The following is a 20,785-nucleotide window of genomic DNA, read 5'->3' as shown; positions in this document are numbered from 1 at the left end:
ATGCCGATCATCACACTTGTCAGCGTCGCTTATTGTGGTGAAGAGGAAGTCGCCAGGGCCTTGGCTGCCGAGCTGTCCCTGCGAATCGTTGAGGACAAGGAAATCATTGCCGAAGCCTCCGCGAAATACGCCATCAAGGAAAACAAGTTCTATCAGGCCTTGTTCGGCAAGCCTTCGGTCTTCAACGTGTTCACCAGAGACCGGGAGCGCTGTATCAGCTGCTACAAGGCTGTCCTGGCCACCCGCCTGCTTGAGGACGATCAACTCATCCTGGGGCTGGGCGGGTACCTCATGCCCAGGGCCGTCACCCATGTCCTCAAGGTTGGTTTGACCGCGGACAGGCCCTTTCGCATGAACAAGGCCCGACAGGTCCATGATCTTGAACCCAAGGCTTTGTCCAAACTTCTGGACCAGGAGGACGCGTCCGTCACCCGCTGGACAGAGTATTTGAACTGGAAAAACCCAACGCAAAGTTCGCCCAGCGATATCCTGATCTCCATGGACAACATCACCGTGGATCACGCCGTGAAGTTGATCCAGGACCGTGCCCGGCGGTCCGTGACATTGCCCACGGTGGAGTCGATGCGGGCTGTCGAGGAATTTGTCCTGATCGCACGGATTGAAGCAGCCCTGGCGGTCAAGGGCCATGTGCTCAAGTTGGAGATGAAATCGGGAAAGATCCTGCTGCGCGTGGAAAAGAACATCGTGCGTGCGGAGCGTCTGGAAGAGGAACTGCTGGGAATCGTGCGCGACATCGCTCCAGAATGGGAAATTGAGATCAAGCTGGGTGCGGACATGTTCCAGACCGACGTCTATCGGCCCTATGACTTTGAGAATCCATCCAAGATCCTGGTCGTGGACGATGAGATGGAATTTGCCGCACAACTTTCGGAACGATTGAAAATGCGGGAAATGGGCGTGGCCGTGGTCACCAGCGGCGAGGAAGCCCTGGAGTTGGTGGAGGAGGATGAGCCGGAAGTGGTGATTCTGGATTTGAAAATGCCCGAGATAACCGGCGAGGAAGTCCTGCGCATGATCCACAAGGGCCACCCGAAAATTCCGGTGATCATCCTATCCGGGATGGGGGATCCGACAAAATTTCAAGCCTGCATGGACATGGGTGCTTTTGCCTGTCTCCAGAAACCCGCCGACTTCAAGGAACTGACCGAAACCATCAGACGGGCGTACGCCTCGCTGGAACGGCAGCCATAGCCACTTGAAATACAATCTGTCTCATTCAAAAGGATACAGACACAGCGCCGACACAAAGCTCCGAAATCGAAATCGCAATCGAAATCGCAATCGAAATCGCAATCGAAATCGAGTTGAATTCGCAATCGAACCGAAGTCGATCACAAGCTGACGGAATCCGGAGATGACGAAGACTTACCGATTTCGATTGCGATACAGAACTGTGAAATAATATAGTGGAGGATTTCATGATCGATGATGCCAATGCCGACAAACCGGGAGTCGCGGAAATTCTGTCCATCGGCAATGAACTCCTCGACGGATCCATCCAGGACGGCAACAGCTACTGGCTGATATCACGCGTGATGAAGCTGGGAGGCGTGGTGGCCAGGGTGGGCATCCTGCCGGACGATATGGACGTCATCGCCCGGGAAGTCCAAAACGCAATGGGCAGAACCGTGGGCAAGGCTGCGGATGTCTTGTTCATCAGCGGCGGCCTTGGGCCGACCATGGACGACCTGACCCTGGCCGCCGTGGCCAAGGGCCTCGGCCTGCCGCTGGAAATGCATGCCAGGGCCAGGGAGATGGTCCGCGAAGGTTTTGACGCCCTTGCGGCCCGAGGAACCGTGGAGCAGGGCGGACTGAACCCGGCCCGGGAAAAGATGGCCATGCTTCCCCGAGGAGCCATAGCCTTGCGAAATCCCGTCGGCACGGCTCCCGGGGTTCTGGTGGAACACGAGGGCAAGAGCATAGTTTGTTTTCCGGGTGTTCCCGGCGAACTCCAACAAATCTTCAAAACTTCGCTGCAGCCTTTCCTGGCCGGAATCTTTCCGGAGCAGGTCTTTGCCCAGCAGGCTCTTTGGATCGGTTGCAACGACGAATCCATCCTGGCGCCGCACCTGGAGTGGTTCCAGAAACGATACCCTGATATTCACGTCAAAGCCCGTTCCGGCCTTTTCGATGAAAATCCGAAGCTGAAGTTCGTCTTTTCCCTGGGCGGGCAAGACAGGGGGGAAGTGGAAAAGGTGCTGGACCGGGCGTTGCAAGATCTGACGGTTCGCCTGGAGGAGAATTCCTACCACGTCTCGGCCGCGACCAATAATTCCGAGTCATGAAAAAGTGTAACTACTCATTTCATCAGAGAAAATACGGACTGGATACCGGCCTTCGCCGGTATGACTTAATCTGGAAAGGCCGTGGTGTGACACGTCATTCCGGCGAAAGCCGGAATCCAGCTCTGGCGAGTGATCATAGAGTATGTGCTGAATAGCTACTATTTTTGTAACTACTCAGGCGATACGAATGTTGTTGCCGGGTTTGGCTCGGAATCGGGGTCGGTATCGGAATCGGGGTCGGTATCGGGATCGGTATCGAAGCCATGTGGAAGGGCATTCCATTTTTTTCGATACCGATTCCGACCCCGACCCCGATTATCGGAGAAAGAACGTGTGCTGAGTAGTTACAAAAAAAAAAGCGGCCTGAGCCGCTTTGGAAGAATCAGACCGAACTCTGGTTCAGGCTGAATCCCTTTCCATAACCCCCTGTGGAGGCGGAAGTTCCGGCGAGTTTTGAGAGGTAGACGTCGCCCAGGTTCTTGATGTGGTCGGCCACGTTGTCAAAGTGGTTGAAGTGGACCTGTTCCTCGTCGATGATCTGTTCGAAGAGCTTCACGCTGACGCTGTCGCCGTTCTCCCGACATACCAGGAGAAACTGGTTGTAGACATCCACGGTATTGTCCTCGAGATTGGCATCAAAGGTGAACATGGTCGCCACGTCCTGGTTCAACTGAGGTTTTTCAGCCAAATCCGTGGTCGGTTCTCCTCCCAGTTCCTTGATGCGTTCCGCGAACATTTCAGCGTGGCGCATTTCATCAATGGCGATCAATTTCTGGTTGGCCGCCAGTTCGCCGTAGTCCATGTCGTCCAGCCCGTAATGCTGATTCATGTACTGGGAAATGGCATGCAGTTCCATGGACCGGGCCTTGTTCAAAACCTCGATCACCTTTGCCCTTCGTTCTTCCTTGCTGCCGGTAAGTTTGCTGGTTTCCACGGTCAATCCTCCTTGAGTGATCTGTTGCCGTTGATTCGACGATTGCTCAGGAAACGGTAGGATTGATCACGCTGAAGTCAACGGATAAGACCTGAAACAAAGTTGTGTTGATCGTGCTCCCAGTCGAAATCGCAATCAAAATCAAAATCAAAATCGAAATCGAAATCGAAATCGAAATCGCAATTGGAATCGGAATCCCCAATCCCAATCGGTATCGCAGAGGTTTCATTATCTGTTTGTTTATTCGATTTGTAACTATTCAGTACATGATGTGCGATCTGCCTCCGACATCGGGGTCGGTGTCGGGGGTCGGAATCGGTTTCGAAAAATGTTGAGAAGACCTATGCATGGCTCCGCCTGCGATCCCGATACCGACCCCGACTGCGATGCCAAAGTCCGCAGGGCAGTAGCATGCTGAACAGTTACTTCGATTTCGATTGGGAGAACAGTTAAAATGCCGGGTTTGATCACGTCCTGCTTTCTGATCTGAATGACAGTCGCGTATCAGGACGCAAGAGCCATGCCGCGGGATCTGGATGCGAACGAATCCGTGGAGTGTTTTTCCAACTCGTTCACCAGGGAGTTGATGTCCAAAATCAGGGCCATGTCGCCATTGCCCATGATCGTGGCTCCGGAAAGGCCTTTCATGCCGCTGAAAACGCGTCCCAGGCCCTTGATCACGGTTTGCAGCTGTCCGACGATACTGTCCACCACCAGTCCCACCCGGCGGTTCCCGGCCTGAACCACGACAACCTGTTCGATTTCCGGCGCCTTTGATTCGAAGTGATACCAGTTGCGCAAAATCAGACAGGGCAGCAATTCCCCCCGGATATCAAAAGCTTTGGCGATGCGGTCCCGTTCATCATCGCCGCGCTGGATTTCCACGCACTCCAGAACATCGGACAGCGGAATCACGTAGTACTCGTCGGCCATCAGCACCAGGAGGCCTTCAATGATGGCCAGAGTCAGCGGGAGGCCGATGGTGATGGTCGTGCCGGCTCCCGGGCGGCTGTCGATCTCAACGGTGCCCTTCAGGGATTCCAGGGAGCGCTTGACCACGTCCATGCCCACGCCGCGTCCGGAAACCGCGGTGACCTTCTCGGCCGTGGAGAACCCCGGAGCAAAGATGAGCTGCAGGATGTCCCGGTTCGAAGGACGGACGTCCGCTCGAACCAGGCCGCGTTCCACGGCCTTGGCGTAGATTTTCTCAGGGTCGATGCCTCCTCCGTCGTCCTGAATGACGATCCGGACCTGCCCGGCGCTTTGCATGGCGGACAGGGTGATGACTCCTCTGGAAGGCTTGCCCTGGGCCTGACGGACCTCAGCGGATTCGATGCCGTGGTCGATGCTGTTGCGCAGGATATGCACCAGGGGATCGCTGAGCTTTTCAATGACCGTCTTGTCCAACTCGGTTTCCGCGCCAAAGGTTTTCAGCTCGATGTCCTTGCCCAGCTCCGAGGAAAGATCACGGACCAGGCGACGAAACCGGTTGAAGGTCGAGCCGATGGGCAGCATGCGCAGGGAAAGGGTCCGCTCGCGCAGGTCGCTGCTCAGACGTTCGATTTCCTCGCTGACCGAGGTGAGCAGCGGGTTGTGCAGGTCGTTTTCGATCTGTTTCAATCGGGCCTGGACAATCACCAGCTGGCCCACCAGATCGACCATGTCGTCCAGTTTGTTGGCGCTGACCCGGATGGATGCGATTTCCTCGGTTCTGGTCCCGCCGGCGGGTGCGCCCGGTGTCATGCCCTTGGCTTGCGGATCTTTGCCTGTCTGGATTGGCGTCTGGGCCGGTTGCGTAGCCGTGGGCCTTGATTCGGTTTGGAGTGAGGTCGATGTGCTGTCGCTGGATGAGGGGGCACTGGGTGAGGGAGCACTGGACGCGGGGGCGCTGGATACGGGGGGGGCGGAGTCAGTGGGCGGGGATGCGGAGGACGCAGCCTCGGGCTGTTCCGGAGTTTCCATGGACGCGGATTGAAGGGCGCTGGATTCGCGAGCAAATTCCTGGCGGAGCATGGCCGCTTCGGCTTCGTCGATCAGCCCGAAACGGGAGATCTCATCGGGGTTGTCCAAAAACAGGAACAGATCGCGGATGGATTCCTCATCAGCGTCTGTGTGCAGAATCACATCCCAGCAGGTGCTGCATGCCACGGGGTCCAGGGCATCCAGAAGCGGAATGTGCGCGGGCGACGCATGGATTTCGCAGTTGCCCAGGGTTTGCAGCTGTCCGAGAAAATCCAAGGGATCCAGGGACGCAAACGGTTTGTTCAACGGGAAATAGCGCAGATGAAACAAGCGCGAAACCGCGGCGGATTGATCGTCACGGGGCCGTGATTCGTCCCCGGAGCCGCAGGAGCGGCATTCATGAGGACGACTTGTGGTTTCCATCATGTTGCTTAAATTTTGCAGGACTATTGCGGCCTTGTCCGCGGGCAGCCCGTTTTCCGGATTGCCAAGATACTCGGTCAGGAGGTCCTTGTACGCAAAGGAAAGCGTGGCCAGTTCCGGAGTACACGCCATCTGACCTGAACGGACCAGGTCAAACAGGGTTTCCAGGTCGTTGGTCAGTTCGCGAACGTCTTCCAAACCGAGCATTGCCGCGGAGCCCTTGATGGTGTGCAGGGCCCGAAAGATCCGGTGCACCATGTCAATGTTGTCCGAGGCCGCCTCCAGTTCCAGCAATGCGCTTTCCAGTTCCGCCAAAAGTTCCTGGCATTCTTCAATAAAAATTTGGAATTTCTTGTTCATGCGGCATGCTCCAGCAGCCAGGCGAAACCCAGGTTTTGGAATTGTTCCCGCAGCTTTTCGGAAGGAGGCGGCGTCAGGCGCAAACTGCCGTTCCGGGATACGCACGTCTTCAGTGCGGAGGCGACAATCTGAACAGCCGCCGCGTCCATGTGCCTCGTTGCGCTCATGTTCAGACACAGATGCGGGCACAAATGCGGGTACAGATGCGTGGATTGGTTCAGGGCGTTGATCAGGGATTCACGGAAGCCTTCCACCTGGGAAACATCGAATGTTTCCGCGGCGACAAGCACGGTGCAATTCGTTTCAGGACACGCTGCCGGGGAAGGCGCCGGGGAGGCGCCGGGTTGGGATGTCGCCGCGCCGGCCTGATCAGGATCGGCGGCGTCAGGGCTGCGATGAAACATGGACTTGTCCAGTTCCCTGATCTTTTCCCCCGGCATGTCGATGAGCATGCCGATGACATCCGGATCAATGATGGATGCAAAAAGAACGTTCAAGGGAATCATCTGGGCAAAGCCGTCCTCTAATGTCCCCGTGGCTTCGAAATCAACCTTGCAGTCCAGGATCAGTCCGCTGTCCTGCAAGGTCTTGATGATCTCGTAGGGCGTTCTGTCCTTGCGATGAATGTCGTGGATGAGATCAAACTCAAGGTGATACAGGTATTTTCCGCCCTTGAGCCCTTGTTCAAGAGTAAACATGTCCACATCGAAAATGGAATGTCCCTGAGGGGAGGGCAGGGTCAGGGTGGTTTCCGTGCTGACCTTGGTTTCCGGAGTGAGCAAGGTCTGGATGTTCATCAAAATCGGTTCGATGTCCATGCTTTTGCTTTGCTCGGGATCGTTGATCATGGCGCTGAGCTGATCAAACCCTTCCAGCAGGATCTGACAAGTCTGCCGGTCCGTCCGCAGCTTCTGGTCGCGCATCAGATGCAGGGCGTTTTCCAGTTTGTGCGCCAGGGATCCGATGGCGTCAAGCCCGAAAAAGCCGGCCGCGCCCTTGATGGAATGCGCTGTCCGGAAGATGCGGTTGATCAATTCCTCGTCATACGCGCCTGCCAGATTCTCAAGCGCCATGATGTCCGCTTCGATGCTTTCCAGATGTTCCTTGGAATCCTCGATGAATGCGGCCATGAGATCGTCGGACATGGGCAACTCCTCGTCGTGGTTCTTACACGGCCTTGTGAATGGAAAAGTGTTTGTCCAGGCGCATGATGGTCAAAATATTGTAGATGTTCGGACTGACGTTGATGAGGGTCAGACTGCCGTCCTTGGTCTTGAGGGAGTTGTGGGTAGCCACGAGCAACCCCATGCCCAGGGAATCGACGATCTGCACGTCCTGAAGGTCGATGACCAGTTCAATTCCGCCGGCCTTGATGATTTCCTGAAGTTGCATCCGCAAGTCGTCGATCCGGGATCCAACCATGTTTTCGGTAATTCGGATCAGGGTTTTCGAGCCGTCCCTGGTTGTCTGCAGCATGTCCGTGGCTCCTGATGATTCAAGTTGCTTGCGTAAGGTGATTTCGTTTCCGGACGTATTAAACTCGATATTTTCGAAACAGCTTCGAATGATGGCCAGACCTCTTCCGGATTCACTTTTGGGGTTGGGCAGTTCCCATGTCAGCGAGCGCCAGGCGAATCCGCCTCCCTGGTCCCTGATAACCGCCACCAACTGATCGTCGTGGATCTCCACGATGGCGGTGACCAGCAATTCAGGATTTTTTCCATTTCCATGGATGACTGCATTGGTAAGCGCTTCGCGCAGGGCGAGGAGAATCAGGAACAGGTCGGGGATGTTTTTTCTTTTGTCCAGAAATCCCTGGAGCAGGTCGCAGGCCTGATTAACCTCGCAAAGGTTGGAGGGAAAGGAAACCTGGATGCCGTCAACGGTTTGTTTCTGAATCTGCACGGTTATGCCTCCACGGCCAGGAGCAGGGTATCGTCCAGGCTTTTCGCTCCCTTGGATATCCTGTCCCGGATATGACGGGGGCATTGATCCAGAGCAAGTGAGCGGCACTCTTCACAGGCCTGGATCAGCAAACGTCTGTCGTCGCTGGTAGTGTTGTTCTTGCTGCCGGAAATGTCGGACAGCCCGTCCGTGTACAAAAAAATCCGGTCGCCCGTGGCCAGCTTTCGTGAAACCTGGGAAAGATGAATGTGTGGAAAAGGACCGAGGATGTCTCCTTCCGCCCGCAGGATTTCAACTTCTCCGTCGGCGCCGAGAAAAATGGGCGGCGGATGTCCGGCGGAAAGCACAGTGAGATGATTGCGCTTGCTGTTGATCACGGCATAGGCGGCTGTCAGAAATTTTCCCGCCGGGAGAACGCTGTGCAGAACATTGTTGATGTTGGTCAACGTTTCCGTGGGAGTGAAGAGTGGTCCGGAATTCTGGCGCAACAGCGCCTTGAAGCCGGAAGTGACGAAGGAGGCTTTCAGGTCATGTCCGCTGATGTCCGCGACCACGTAGCCGAATCCGCCGCTGACCGGGAAAACGTCATAGTAGTCGCCTCCGGCTTCCAGGATGGGTTCGAAAAGTACGGCAAATTTCGCGTCGGGAAGTTCTTCCGGACGGATGAGCATGGATTGCTGGGCCTCTTTGACTTGGCGTAACCGTTCCGCCTGCTCAGCAATGACGATCCGGTAGGCTTGAACGACTTTCAGGTTGGTGCGCACCCTGGCCAGGATTTCCAGCGGCTCAAAGGGTTTGGTCACGTAATCCACCGCGCCCAGCTCGAATCCCTTGACCTTGGAGTTGATATCGTCCAGCGCGGACAGAAAAATGACCGGAATTGCGGCTGTCAGCGGGTCTTTCTTGAGTTTGCAAAGGGTATCGAAGCCGCTTTCGCCGGGCATCATGATGTCCAGAAGGATGATGTCCGGTTTCCGTTCCAGGGCCTTGGCCCTGCCCACGTCCCCGGCCTCGGCCTGGATTGTCGCAAAGCCTGAAGTGGACAGAATCCGCTCAAGCACCAGGCGATTGGTGGCATCATCGTCGATGATCAGTACCAGGGGGATATCGGATTGTATGTCGGCCATGTCTGATGTCGCGGCTCCAGGGTTTGCCGAACAGATTGCACCACCAGGGGATTATCCGAAAACCGGCAATGGAATCAACCTAAAAGATGGAGTAACTACTCAGCTGCGTTCCGGATTGTCTCGATTTTTCGGCATCGCAACTTCTTCTCCGGCTTCGTAACATCGAACCATTGCTCGAATAAACCTCATTTGGCGCTTCGGGCGTTTGGCAATGGTTTGATGAACGAATCCTGGCTCAGTCAAACAGGCGATGCCGAAAAAACAAGACAATCCGGAACACTCCGGTCCTATCCTGAAAGTGCTGAGTAGTTACCCTAAAAGATGGAACAATAAACCTCCGGGAAGCTTCGGATAAAAGAAGGTCGATTTGCGGGGCATGACCCGGCCTGATTCGGAAACCCGGCGCAGGACGTTCATGTCGACGGCCTTGAGCAGCAGGGCTGCCTGGGATTCTCCGTAAACGACGCTGGCAACAGCCTGATCGATGAACGGCGTGTAGGCCAGATGGCCGCCGCCGCTCAAATCCGCCTCCGTCAACCCCAAGGATTTACGAAAAAGAAACGTGTCCAGAACATAGGCTCCGACATCCTGAAACAACGGATCGCATTGGGAGATGAATTCAGGTTTCAATTCCAACAACCACATCTTGTCGGGCAGCGTCAACAGGCTGGCCGAGGGCAGGGCGGACTGCACCAGATCGCTCGAAGAGCCGGCCTGATGGATATGAAACCATGTTTCGGCTTGCTGCAGAACATCCGGCCAGGAATGGTTTCGCGAACCGCGCACCATGCGGTGGTAGGGCAGAATTTCCACTCCCGGCGTGGCGATGTTGCACAAACAGGCGAAGACGTAATCCGCCGGACGATGTGCCGTGGTTCCCGGTTCAAGCGCCGGCCCGGCATGGTGCTGGGCATAATGCAGGGCCGTTTCGTAGCGGTGATGGCCGTCCGCGACATAGACCGGCGTGTCCTTGAGGGCATGGCGGATGACGTCGTTGTATTCACCGGGCACGGACCAGAGACGGTGCTCCACGTTCTCGTCGGTGACCATCATGGCCTCAGGCGGCTGGTCGTTCAACAGGTCGCAGATGTTTTGCAATTGGCTGTCCTGGTGGTCGAAAATGCCGAAGATGGGGCTGAGCTGGGCGTTGGTGGCGCGCATCAGTTCCAGGCGGTCGGTTTTGGCCTTGGGATATGTCTGTTCGTGCGGGTAGACGCCTTCCCGGCCCCAGGGAGCCAGGCGCAGTCCGCCCATGAAACCCCAGCGGACATACTCCCGGTCCTGGAGAACGTACCGTGAAGCCAAAGCGGCGAACTCCGGCTGATCCTTCGTGCGGATCACACCCTGGCTCACCCACTGCGCCAGGAGTTCTCCGGCCTGGGCATAGCTGCCGGGCAGATCGAGATGGACCAGGTTATAGGGGCTTTTCGCGGCCAGCTCTGCGCGTTGTTCCGGGGACAGCACGTCGTATGGCGGAGCGGTGACCAGGTCAGGGCGGAGTTCCGGGCGGCGCCAGTCATAGCCGGCAAAGGACAAGGGAATGAATTCGGGCATGGTTTTCGTGTCGGTCTGGTTAAGGTTCAGAAACGTTACGGGAAGTGCCGGATCTCACCGGCGGTACTTTTGCCGGAGCGTGAACAGAAGGTCCCGGGTCATCCGGGCCTCGGCGATGTTCCATTTCAGGGCGGCCAGAGCGTAAAGGCCCGCCAGGATCGGGATGCCCAGCAGGGCGGTTTTGCCCAACGTGGAGGCAGCCGCCGCGGCCAGGCCCACCCCGGCGCTGAGCATGGTCATGCGGAAGGTTTGCGGTCCGATGTCCAGCCAGGCGCCGATCTTGCGGCGCAGAATGATTCCCAGCAAGAGGACGTTGGCCCAGGAGGAAAGCCCGGCGGCCACGGCCAACCCCACGTGAGCCATATACTGCATCAGGATCAAGCTCAAGACCACGTTGATCACCAGGCAGACCGCGGCCACGAGAACCGGCGAGCGGGTGTCCTCCATGGCATAGAACGCTGAAATCAGAGGGCGCACGCAGGCAAAGGCGGGCAGCCCGCTGCTGTAGCCCACCAGGGCCCAGGCCGTGGCCCTGACGGCTTCCTCGCCAAAGGCGCCCCGGCCAAAGACCGTATCGATGATCGGAAAGCTCATCCCGGCCAGTCCGGCGGCGGCCGGCAGACAAATGAACAGGGTCATGCTCAGGGTCGTATTCAGGGTCTGGCGAAACCCCGTCATGTCCTTGGCAGCAACGAGCATGGACATGCTGGGCAGGGCCGCCGTACTCAGAGCCACGGCAAAAATGCCCAGGGGCAGTTGCACCAGACGGTCCGCGTAATAGAGGTAGGAGATGCTGCCCGTGGCCAGCAAGGAAGCCAGCAGGGTTCCGATGAGGATGTTCACCTGGTAGACCGCGGCGCCGAAAACCGTGGGGGCCATGAGAATGCCGATGCGTTTCGCGCCGGGATGGTTCATGACCACCCGGCCGCGCCAGGAGAGTCCGAAGCGGCGCAGATAGGGCTGTTGCAGGATCCATTGTCCCAGCCCGGACAGGCAGACGCCCCAAGCCATGGCCAGGGCCACGTCCCAGCCCATGAACATGGCCAGCAAGGCGGAAATGATCAGGCCGAGGTTCAGAATGCATGGCGCGACGGCGGGAGCCCAGAAATGGCCAAGGGAGTTGAGCACGCCCATGCACAAGGCCACCGCGGAAATGAAGAGGATGTAAGGAAAGCAGATCCGGACCAGGGTCACGGTGCCGGCCAGGATCTCGGGATCTCTTGCAAATCCCGGTGCGATCAGCTTTGTAAGCGGTTCGGCCCAGATGATGGCCACAGCGCAGATCACCAGCAGGATCAGTACCAGCCAGACCAGAACGGACCGGGCCAGGGTGAACGCCTCGGCCAACCCCTTTTCCTGCCTGGTCCGGGAAAAGACCGGGATGAAGGCCAAGGTCAGGGAACCTTCGGCGAACAATCGGCGCAGCAGGTTGGGCAGGCGGAAGGCCACGAAGAACGCATCGGCCCAGATGCCCGCGCCCAAGGTGAAGGCGATGGTCATGTCCCGCAGAAAACCCAGGATACGACTGGCGGTGGTACCGGCGGCGACAACGGATGCATGGCGGGCGATGCGTCCTGTCGGAGTGGGAGTTGTGGAAGCGACGGGCTCGGTCAAGATGGAAAACCTTGGGAGGGCAATAACGATGAAAGCAACTCGTCAGCGCTGCAGCAAGGCGGCGATCCGGTTCTTGAATTCACGAATGATTTCCTGTTCGCCGGGGACAATTCGTCCCTGCATCAGAATTTTGCCGGCGCAGATGGTGGTGTCTACGCAGTCGCCGTTGGCGGAGTACACGATGTTGGAAACAAGATTGTAGTTGGGCACGAGCTGAGGGTGGTTGAGATCCAACAGAAGGCAGTCCGCGATCTTTCCGACGGCAATGCGCCCTCCGTTCAAGTCGAATATCCGGGCGCCGTTGGCCGTGGCGCATTGCCAGGCGTCGACCGCCGGCATGGCCGTGGGGTTTGCGGTCAGGCCTTTGCGGGCCAGGGCCGCGAACTTCATTTCCTCGAACATGTCCAGGTTGTTGTTGGACGAGCATCCGTCCGTGCCCAGGCCGATGCATACGCCGCGAGCGGCCAGACGGCGGTAGGGGAATGAGCCGGAACTCAATTTCAGGTTCGACGTGGGCAGGTGCGCGATCTTCACGTCATGCTCGGCCAGGATTTCCACTTCCTCGTCGTCCAGCCAGACGGCGTGCGCCGCCAGGACGTGGGGACCGAGAAAATTCAGGTCACGCAGATAACGGACCGGGCTTTGGCCATGGGCTGCCAGGCAGTCGTCCACTTCGCGGCTGGTTTCGGAAAGATGGGTGTGGACCATGATATTTTTCTCCCTGGCAAACATGGCCAGCCAGACCAGGGAATCCTTGGAAACCGTGTATATTGCGTGGGGACCCAGCGCGAAGTGGATCCGATGGCTGGACGTATGCCCGTTGCTGAAAAAATCAATGGCCCGCTGCTTGAAGCGATTAGCCTTCTTGGGATCACCGAAATCGATGAACGGCAAGGAAAGCATGGCCCGCAACCCCATTTCCTCCACGGCCTGGATGACGGCGGGCATGTGCCAGTACATGTCGCAGAAAAAGGTGGTTCCGGTCCTGATCATCTCCAGACATGCCAATCGGGCTCCCCAGTACACGTCCTCGCGGGTCAGTTTGTGTTCCATGGGCCAGATGTGGTCGTTCAACCAGGTATGCAGCTCCATGTCGTCGGCGTAACCGCGCAGCAGGGTCATGGCGGCATGGGTGTGGGAGTTGATCAGCGAGGGGACAATGGCCTTGTCCGTGCCGTCGATGACGGTTTCGGCCTCAACGTTCAATTCCTGGCCGATTTCAGCAATATTCTCGCCCTGAATCAAAACATCCACGATGGATTCGTCCAGCAGCACATTTTTGATCAGAATGCTCATCCAATACCTGCTTCGAAAAAAGAACACCGAACTCAATGCAAAATTGTCAACGCAAGTGCGAGGTAAACAAAAGCCCGGAACTGGTCAATGCTGCATTCAACGGGTCACGCACGCATCCAGAAAGGCCCAGCTTGCAACCCGCCCCGAAGACTGGCCCTGGAGCAGAGCCGGAAATGCAAACCCCGGGAACGCGGGGCTCCGGACCCGCTCTTCAAGAACTGCGAGTGCAGAGCCTCGCGTTCCCAGCAAAAAGCGCCATGACCCTGACTGGATCACGGGCAAAGCCCGCTTCAGGCAGAGCAGTGCGATCATGGGTGGGGCAAAGGGGTGCGCAGCAGGGCGAGGGCGGGTTCTTCGGCGGATTCCTGGGTGGCGTCAAAGGATGGTCGCAAACGGTGATTGGTGATGGATGGCAGTACGGCCTGGACGTGTTCCGGAAGAACCATGTCCCGGCCGTCCAAAAAGGCCCAGGCCTGAGCGCCACGGAGCAGGGAGCGGCCGGCCCGGGGGGAGAGCCCGGTGGAAAAATTGTCGGATCTCCGGGATGCGAGGAGCAAGGCCTGGATGTAGTCCAGCAGAGCGTCGGATACATGGACTTTCATCACCTCCTGCTGCAGCTCCAGCAGACGTTCGAACTGGAGCAGGGCCGAAGACTTGCGCAAGGCTTCGCGAGTGTCTCCGATGCGCAGGAGTTCGCGTTCGGTTCGCGAGTCGGGATAACCCAGGCGCAGGCGCATCAGGAAGCGGTCCAGCTGGGACTCGGGCAAAGGATAGGTGCCGATCTGGTGCATCGGGTTTTGCGTGGCAATCACGAAAAACGGGCGGGGCAGGCTTCTGGTTTGGCCGTCCGTGGTCACCTGGCCTTCTTCCATGGCCTCCAACAGGGCGCTTTGGGTTTTCGGCGTGGCTCGGTTGATTTCATCGGCCAGAATGACTTGCGAAAAGATGGGGCCGGGCAAGAAATTGAAGCTCTGGTCCTTGGGGTCGTACACTGATACCCCGAGAATGTCCGCGGGCAGCAGGTCGCTTGTGAACTGGATCCGCTGCATGTTCAGTCCGAGGATGCGGGCCATGGCCTCGGCCAGAGTGGTTTTGCCCACTCCGGGAACATCCTCGATCAGCAAGTGGCCCTTGGCCAGCAGACAGGACAATGCCAATTTGATTTCCGTATCCTTGCCCAGCAGATGTCGGCCGATGCCCTCGATAACGGGCTGCAGTTCCGTGTTCACGTCGCTCCTTGATGATAGGCGGTGGTATTTGATGCGTCGGCTTTCGGCAACATGCTCTCTTTCCAAAGCGGACTTTGCCCGCACCCCAGTTATCAGTTATCAGTTATCAGTTATCAGTTATCAGTTATTTGTTGTTTGCTATTTGGATTTTCCTGATAACTGATAACTGATAACTGATAACAAGTTCTCGTTTTCTGTGACAGGCTTGAAGCAGTAAGTCACTCACCACCAACCACTGACCACTGCCTGAGGTGCCCAGGCTCTGTCATACCGGCCATCGTGCGGCAATGGGCATGCGCCAGCCGGAACCGAAGGCCACGTCGGTGATTTTCAAGCCGGGAGCGGCCTGACGCCGCTTGAACTCCGCACCTTTGATCAGGCTGACGACCCGGTGCACCACAGCCGGGTCGAAGCCCTCCTGGACAATCTCTTCCACCGAACGATGCTGCTGGACAAAGCGTTCCAGAACGGCGTCCAGGATGTCGTACTCCGGCAGACTGTCCTGGTCCGTCTGATTGGGGCGCAATTCCGCCGTGGGCGGGCGGGTCAGAATCCGCTCCGGGATGACCTGGCCGTGCACGGAGTTCAGCCAGCGGGAGGTGCTGTAGACCAGGGTCTTCGGCACGTCCGCGATGACGCCCAGCCCGCCGGCCATGTCGCCGTACATGGTGCAATAGCCCACGGCCAGCTCGGACTTGTTGCCCGTGGTCAGAAGCATGCCCCGGAATTTGTTGGACAAGGCCATGAGCAGATTGCCACGGATCCTGGCCTGGATGTTTTCCTCGGTCACGTCCCGGTCATGTCCGGCAAAGGGCGCGGCAAGGGATTCATCGAAGGCGATCATCAGAGGTTCGATGGGCAGGGTCAAATGTTGGATGCCCAGATTGGCGGCAAGTTCCAGCGCGTCGTCGATGCTGGCCTGGCTCGTGTACGGTGAAGGCAACAGCACGCCCAGGACATTGTCCGCTCCCAGGGCCTCGGCGGCAATGGCCGCGGTCAGGGCCGAGTCGATCCCCCCGGAAACACCCAGCAGGGCCTTGGCAAAGCCCAGCTTGTGCAGATAATCCCGCAGGCCCAGAACCAGGGCGTTCCAGATCTCTTCCTCGCGGCAGGACGAGGGAACGGAATACAGTTCGACGGTGTGTGCGGTGTGGTGGGGCGGACTGTTGTCTGATGTGGAAGAAGCTGCCGGATTCTCGGCCATGTCGACCACGACCAGGTCTTCGGCAAAGGCGGCGGCCGCGGCGATCATTCTGCCCCGGGAATCAAAGGCGCAACTGCGACCGTCGAAAATCAGGTCGTCGTTCCCGCCCACCTGGTTGACGTAAACCAGGGGCAGACAGTGCTTTCTGGCCATGTCCTCGAGCATGCGCAGCCGGATTGCATGTTTGTCCAGATGAAACGGGGAAGCCGAGAGATTGATGATGCATTGCACGTTCTGCCGGGCCAGGTGTTCCACGGGATCGGATCGGTAGCGCCTGGATTTCCAGAAATCCTTGTCGTTCCAGATATCCTCGCAAATGGTCACGCCGATGCGCCAGTCCTGCAGTTGGAACCAACCCGGCGCGTCGAAGGGCTCGAAGTAGCGGTCTTCATCAAAAACATCATACGTCGGCAGCAGGGTCTTGTGAAAGGTGGCCTCGACCACGCCGTCCCGCAGCAAAGCCGCGCAGTTCCACAGAGCGCGGCCCTGGGACAGGGTGTTGTGCTCGGCCAGTCCTGCCAGAACCGGCGGCGCATCTCGCAGTTCCAGGCTGAGTTTGCGCAGAACGGCCCAGCTTTTGTCGATGAAACTTTTGTTCAGCAGCAGGTCCCGGGGCGGGTACCCCAGCAGGGACAACTCGGAACAGACGCACAGATCCGCGCCCTGTTCAGCCGCCTTGCGCGCTGCATCCAGGATTTTACGGGAATTCCCTTCAAGATCGCCCACAAGGTAGTTGTTTTGAAGCAATGCAATGCGCATAGGAGGACTCGATGTGGCTTGACCTGATGGAGGCCGGTTTGTCGGGCTGTTACAACAGGTTGTAACGACTCAGCTGCAGAGCGGGAAGATGTTCGTTTCAAAAACTCGTGGCAAGCATGACCTGGATTCCCGGCTTCGCGGGAATCCAGGTGCAAGGCAGCTCTCTGGCTGTGCCCGATCTTTTGGGCAATTACAATCTCTCGCTTTCCATCATGACCACGGTATTCTCCGTCATTGCCTCCATGATCTCGCCGTGCTCGTATCCGGCCAGATGGAGCAGAGCGTGGGTCAGGAGACGGATGAAATGACTGAGGGGATCCTGTTGATAAAGAAAGGCTTCCCGAAGGACCGTATCAGCACTGACAACAACGGACCCTAAATTGGCGTACGGAGCGGGCGCCGAGTCCTCCACGGGGAAGCTGAGCACGTTGGTCGGCCCCGTCCCGCCCATGTGCCGGCGGTGCAGATCCGTGATCACCTGATCCGAAGTGACGCGCAGCTCAACGCCCGCACCCTGAAGCTGGTTCGCTGCCATGATTCGTTCCAGAATCTGCCGCAATTCCCGCCGGTTCAGCGGCAATACGGGATGGCGCAAGGCCTCCGGGTCGATCAGCAGGCTGATATCAGCGGGCCGTGGCGATGCGCAGGGCCGGGACCTTGGCTGTTTCGACCTTGACCGGCGTCGTGGTTGCGGCATTGGCTCGGGGTTGGGGGTAGTCGATGCGTTGATGAAAAATGCCCGTCAGGATGCGCTGAAACGTTTCGCTGAGAATGTTCAGATCCTTCAGACTGAGATCCGAGTCGTCGAGCTGACCTTCGTTGAAGACCGTGCGCACCAGGTTCTGGATATGATTGCGGACCCGGCTCGGCGTGGGATCCACCAGTGTGCGGCTGGAAGCCTCGATGGCGTCGGCCAGCAGGATTATCCCGGCTTCCTTGGATTGCGGCTTGGGTCCGGGATAGCAGAAGTCCGCTTCCCGAACAGTGTCGGTCCCCCGTTCCTCTTTTTGGGAGAGCGCTTTCTGGTAGAAGTAGGAAATCAGCCGGGTACCGTGGTGCTGCTGGATCAGGTCCACAATTTCCGGTCCCAGCTTGTGCCTGGTTGCCAGCTCCGCGCCTTTTTTGACGTGGGAGATGAGAATCAGGGCGCTCATGGACGGCGCCAGCTTGTCGTGCTTGTTTTCGCGGCCGAACTGGTTTTCAATGAAATAATGCGGATTCTTGACCTTGCCGATGTCGTGATACAGGGCCGCCACCTTGGCTAGAAGCGGATTCGCGCCGATGGCCTTGGCTCCGGCTTCGGCCATGTTGGCCACGATGAGGCAGTGATGGTACGTGCCGGGGGCGTTGACCATCAGGTCCTGGAGCAGGGGTTGTTCCAGGCTCATCATTTCCAGGAGCTTGAACCGGGAGGTGTAGCCGAACAGATATTCCACCACCGGGCTGAAAGCCAGCAGGAGCAGAATGGAAAGCACGGCGCCGGTGGCGCTGAACATGGCTCCGGCGGCAAACCAGCTCACGCCTTGGAAATCGAGGAGATTGAGGGCCGCCCAGGTTCCCAGGATCAGAGCCAGCAGCGGCAGGCCGGTCCGCAGAATATCGGTTCTGGTCTGGGCTCCGCGCAGCAACATGGCGCACCCCACCGCACCCATGAGGTAGAACAGGAACACGTCAAAGCCGGCATGGAGCATCTGGGTGCAAAGAAAGGCCAGCAATGCTCCTGAAAAAATGCAGATCAGCAACGGGAAAAACAAGGCCAGAACACCGGCTGCTCCGGCAATGGGCAGGCTGTACACAAAGACGTCCGGTGTCAAATACAGCAGTTCGTGGCTCAGGGGAAAGCGGGAAAACGCCACGAATTTGGCCATGGCGGCAAAGGTAAGGATTACCGAAGCCAGAAGCAGGGTGTCCTTGGGGGTCAGGCGTTTGTTGATGCTGGTGGCGGCCTGAAAAATGGCCAGGGTGAAGAGCAAGGAGATGACCAGCACGCCGCTGAAGCGATCCCAGTTGTACCTGCCGGTCTGGTCCTGGAAGAAGGCCTGCATTTTGCGCTGCTGGTCCGCGGAAACACGCTCGGACTTGCGCACGATGATCTCACCCTTCTTGATCTGATAGAAAACGGGCTCCACGGCCAGCTTGGCGCTTGCCAGGCGGGTCTGCGTGGCTTCCTGGTTCAACGTCAGATTCGGCCGCAGCAGGGGGGACAGGAGTTCCTCGGCCGCCCTGCGGACCGACACGGGCAGGTTCATGGTGTCGCGCAGGTGCCGGTCCAGGTTGCGCATCAGGAATTCCAGGTCCGGAAAATCCATGGCGTTGAGGTGGAGCTGTTCGGTTTCCGTGGACAGTTCCCGGACAATCAGGCCCGTGGAGATATCCGAGACAAACCTGCGTTCCGAGAGTACCCCTTTGCTGTAGGCTTCCTCAAGCCATGGAACAACCTCCGTGATCATCAAATCATGGAAGGATGATTTCTGCCATTCGTTCCATACTCCGGCCGGGATGCGGATATTCAACTCCTCGGCGACCAGATTCTGGATATCGGCCAGGTTCTCCGGGGTGGAGGAGTGAATGACGTCCAGCAGATTGACGGTTTTCCTGGCCATCTGGGCAAAGGGTATCTGGGCCAGATCGAAAACCGGAGGCTGGGTTTGGGCCACCATTTCCCGGCGCGTGCGTGTGGAGATGTCGTCCTCGATGAGCAAATCCCTGGGGGCGGTGACATCGTGGGTGGCAATCTCCCCCTGGACGAAGATCCGTCCTCCGGGTTCGATGCTCACCCCCGAGAGCGCTGCCGCGAGAACCATGCAGGCCATGAACACCAAAAGGCTTCCGGCACTGTTTTCCAGGGGCCGGGCGGTTTTCGGGGAAAGCAGGACGTCAGCCTTGACGGCTCCTTTGGCACTATTCTTTTTGGGTGAAGTCTTGCTGTGCGTATCGGTCATAGGCATTGACAATGCGACCAACGAGTGGATGTCGAATGACGTCTTTATCGTTAAAATGAATGAATTGAAGTCCGGAGAGCTTCGAAAGAACCCGTTCAGCCTGAATCAAGCCGGATCTGGCGTGGATCGGCAGATCGATCTGGGTAATGTCTCCGGTGACCACTGCCTTGGAGCCGAAACCAAGCCTGGTCAGGAACATTTTCATCTGTTCCGGGGTCGTGTTCTGGGCCTCGTCCAGGATGATGAAGGAGTCGTTGAGGGTTCGGCCGCGCATGAACGCCAGAGGCGCGATCTCGATCATGCCGTCTTCCAGCATTTCCTGAACCTTGCGAAACTCGACCATGTCGTGCAGGGCGTCATACAGTGGTCTGAGATATGGGTTGATCTTTTCGGCCAGATCACCGGGCAGAAAGCCGAGTTTTTCCCCGGCTTCCACCGCGGGCCTGGTGAGAACCAGTCGTTTGACTTCTTTCTTGATCAGTGCCGACACCGCCATGGCAACGGCCAGGTACGTCTTGCCCGTACCGGCCGGGCCGATGCCGAAAACCAGATCCTTCTTGCGAATTGCCTGGAGGTAATGGCGCTGGTTGACGGTTCTTGGGGTGATGGTCCGTTTCGGGGAAACGGCATACACGACGTCCTTGAAGACGCTCTTGATGTCGGCCTTGGGATCCTGGCTCAGAATGCGCCAGGCATGGTCCACATCCTGGGTGGTGATGGTTTGATTGGTCCGCTGCAATCCGTGGAGCTGAACCAGGCAGTTCGCGACCAGATCCACGGTTTCAGGATCCTGCCCGTTGAGGACGGCAACCGAGCCGTGACTGTCCGCGGCAACTCCGCTCAACTCAGCCAATTGCAGCAGGTGCGCATTGTGCGGTCCGAATAGTTTTTGCGCCTCCGCGGCGCTCTGGAATTCCAGACGACGTTCAATGGTCATTATTTTGCGAAAAACCTCATCTCGTTTTGGTGGAAAAAGAGTGCTGAAAGTATGTTGCCCGAAGGTTCACGTCGATACAATTTATGGATTGAGTATGACATCTATTCAGCTCATTCGAGAAAAACGGACTGGATACCGGCCTTCGCCGGTATGACTGATCCGGAGACAGCATTGGAAACAAAGTCATTCCCGCGAAGGCGGGAATCCAGGTCATGCTTGCTACAAGTTGCTTA

At 57.7% G+C, this 20,785-nt stretch carries 15 protein-coding genes; 2 read left to right on the top strand and 13 right to left on the bottom strand.

Annotation, left to right across the window (positions count from 1 at the left end; genetic code table 11):
• Together ACYQ15_RS07510 and ACYQ15_RS07505 are read left to right on the top strand one after the other, a co-directional pair.
• The gene (locus tag ACYQ15_RS07510) at nt 1–1,212 is read left to right on the top strand and encodes a response regulator (RefSeq protein WP_459936907.1); all 1,212 of its coding nucleotides are present in this window, start codon (nt 1–3) and stop codon (nt 1,210–1,212) included.
• A 227-nt stretch (nt 1,213–1,439) separates the two neighbouring features.
• Nucleotides 1,440–2,306 carry a competence/damage-inducible protein A gene (locus tag ACYQ15_RS07505; RefSeq protein ID WP_459936906.1) on the top strand — a complete coding sequence of 289 codons (867 nt, stop codon included), beginning with the start codon at nt 1,440–1,442 and terminating at the stop codon, nt 2,304–2,306.
• A gap of 382 nt (nt 2,307–2,688) precedes the next feature.
• Here ACYQ15_RS07505 and ACYQ15_RS07500 read toward each other — a convergent pair whose 3' ends face one another.
• From ACYQ15_RS07500 to ACYQ15_RS07440, 13 genes are all read right to left on the bottom strand, one after another.
• Complete coding sequence (locus ACYQ15_RS07500; protein ID WP_459936905.1) at nt 2,689–3,240, bottom strand: ferritin-like domain-containing protein; 552 nt, start codon at nt 3,238–3,240, stop codon at nt 2,689–2,691.
• A gap of 504 nt (nt 3,241–3,744) precedes the next feature.
• Nucleotides 3,745–5,985 (bottom strand): chemotaxis protein CheA, encoded by a 2,241-nt coding sequence (locus ACYQ15_RS07495; RefSeq protein WP_459936904.1) that lies wholly within the window; start codon nt 5,983–5,985, stop codon nt 3,745–3,747.
• Nucleotides 5,982–7,130 carry an Hpt domain-containing protein gene (locus ACYQ15_RS07490; RefSeq protein WP_459936903.1) on the bottom strand — a complete coding sequence of 383 codons (1,149 nt, stop codon included), beginning with the start codon at nt 7,128–7,130 and terminating at the stop codon, nt 5,982–5,984. The genes ACYQ15_RS07495 and ACYQ15_RS07490 overlap by 4 nt, the downstream gene beginning before the upstream one ends.
• 22 nt (nt 7,131–7,152) lie before the next feature.
• Complete coding sequence (locus tag ACYQ15_RS07485) at nt 7,153–7,890, bottom strand: ATP-binding protein (protein WP_459936902.1); 738 nt, start codon at nt 7,888–7,890, stop codon at nt 7,153–7,155.
• A gap of 2 nt (nt 7,891–7,892) precedes the next feature.
• On the bottom strand, nt 7,893–9,017 hold the full coding sequence (locus ACYQ15_RS07480; protein WP_459936901.1) for a PP2C family protein-serine/threonine phosphatase: 1,125 nt from the start codon (nt 9,015–9,017) through the stop codon (nt 7,893–7,895).
• A 309-nt stretch (nt 9,018–9,326) separates the two neighbouring features.
• Nucleotides 9,327–10,571, bottom strand: coding sequence for a DUF1015 family protein (locus ACYQ15_RS07475; protein ID WP_459936900.1), 1,245 nt, complete (start codon nt 10,569–10,571; stop codon nt 9,327–9,329).
• Between the two features lie 54 nt (nt 10,572–10,625).
• Nucleotides 10,626–12,185, bottom strand: coding sequence for a murein biosynthesis integral membrane protein MurJ (murJ, locus tag ACYQ15_RS07470; RefSeq protein ID WP_459936899.1), 1,560 nt, complete (start codon nt 12,183–12,185; stop codon nt 10,626–10,628).
• Between the two features lie 42 nt (nt 12,186–12,227).
• The gene (locus ACYQ15_RS07465) at nt 12,228–13,481 is read right to left on the bottom strand and encodes an amidohydrolase (RefSeq protein ID WP_459936898.1); all 1,254 of its coding nucleotides are present in this window, start codon (nt 13,479–13,481) and stop codon (nt 12,228–12,230) included.
• A gap of 308 nt (nt 13,482–13,789) precedes the next feature.
• Entirely contained in the window at nt 13,790–14,710 is a 921-nt protein-coding gene (locus tag ACYQ15_RS07460) for an AAA family ATPase (protein ID WP_459936897.1), read from the bottom strand.
• Between the two features lie 265 nt (nt 14,711–14,975).
• The gene (locus ACYQ15_RS07455) at nt 14,976–16,673 is read right to left on the bottom strand and encodes an NAD+ synthase (protein ID WP_459936896.1); all 1,698 of its coding nucleotides are present in this window, start codon (nt 16,671–16,673) and stop codon (nt 14,976–14,978) included.
• 190 nt (nt 16,674–16,863) lie between these two features.
• On the bottom strand, nt 16,864–17,268 hold the full coding sequence (ybeY, locus tag ACYQ15_RS07450) for an rRNA maturation RNase YbeY (RefSeq protein WP_459936895.1): 405 nt from the start codon (nt 17,266–17,268) through the stop codon (nt 16,864–16,866).
• 28 nt (nt 17,269–17,296) lie between these two features.
• Nucleotides 17,297–19,621 carry an HD family phosphohydrolase gene (locus tag ACYQ15_RS07445; protein ID WP_459936894.1) on the bottom strand — a complete coding sequence of 775 codons (2,325 nt, stop codon included), beginning with the start codon at nt 19,619–19,621 and terminating at the stop codon, nt 17,297–17,299.
• Nucleotides 19,575–20,552 carry a PhoH family protein gene (locus ACYQ15_RS07440; RefSeq protein WP_459936893.1) on the bottom strand — a complete coding sequence of 326 codons (978 nt, stop codon included), beginning with the start codon at nt 20,550–20,552 and terminating at the stop codon, nt 19,575–19,577. The genes ACYQ15_RS07445 and ACYQ15_RS07440 overlap by 47 nt, the downstream gene beginning before the upstream one ends.
• Nucleotides 20,553–20,785 lie beyond the last annotated feature (233 nt).

The sequence above is a fragment of the Desulfonatronum parangueonense genome (assembly GCF_054656975.1).
This window is presented reverse-complemented; position numbering and strand designations above follow the sequence as displayed.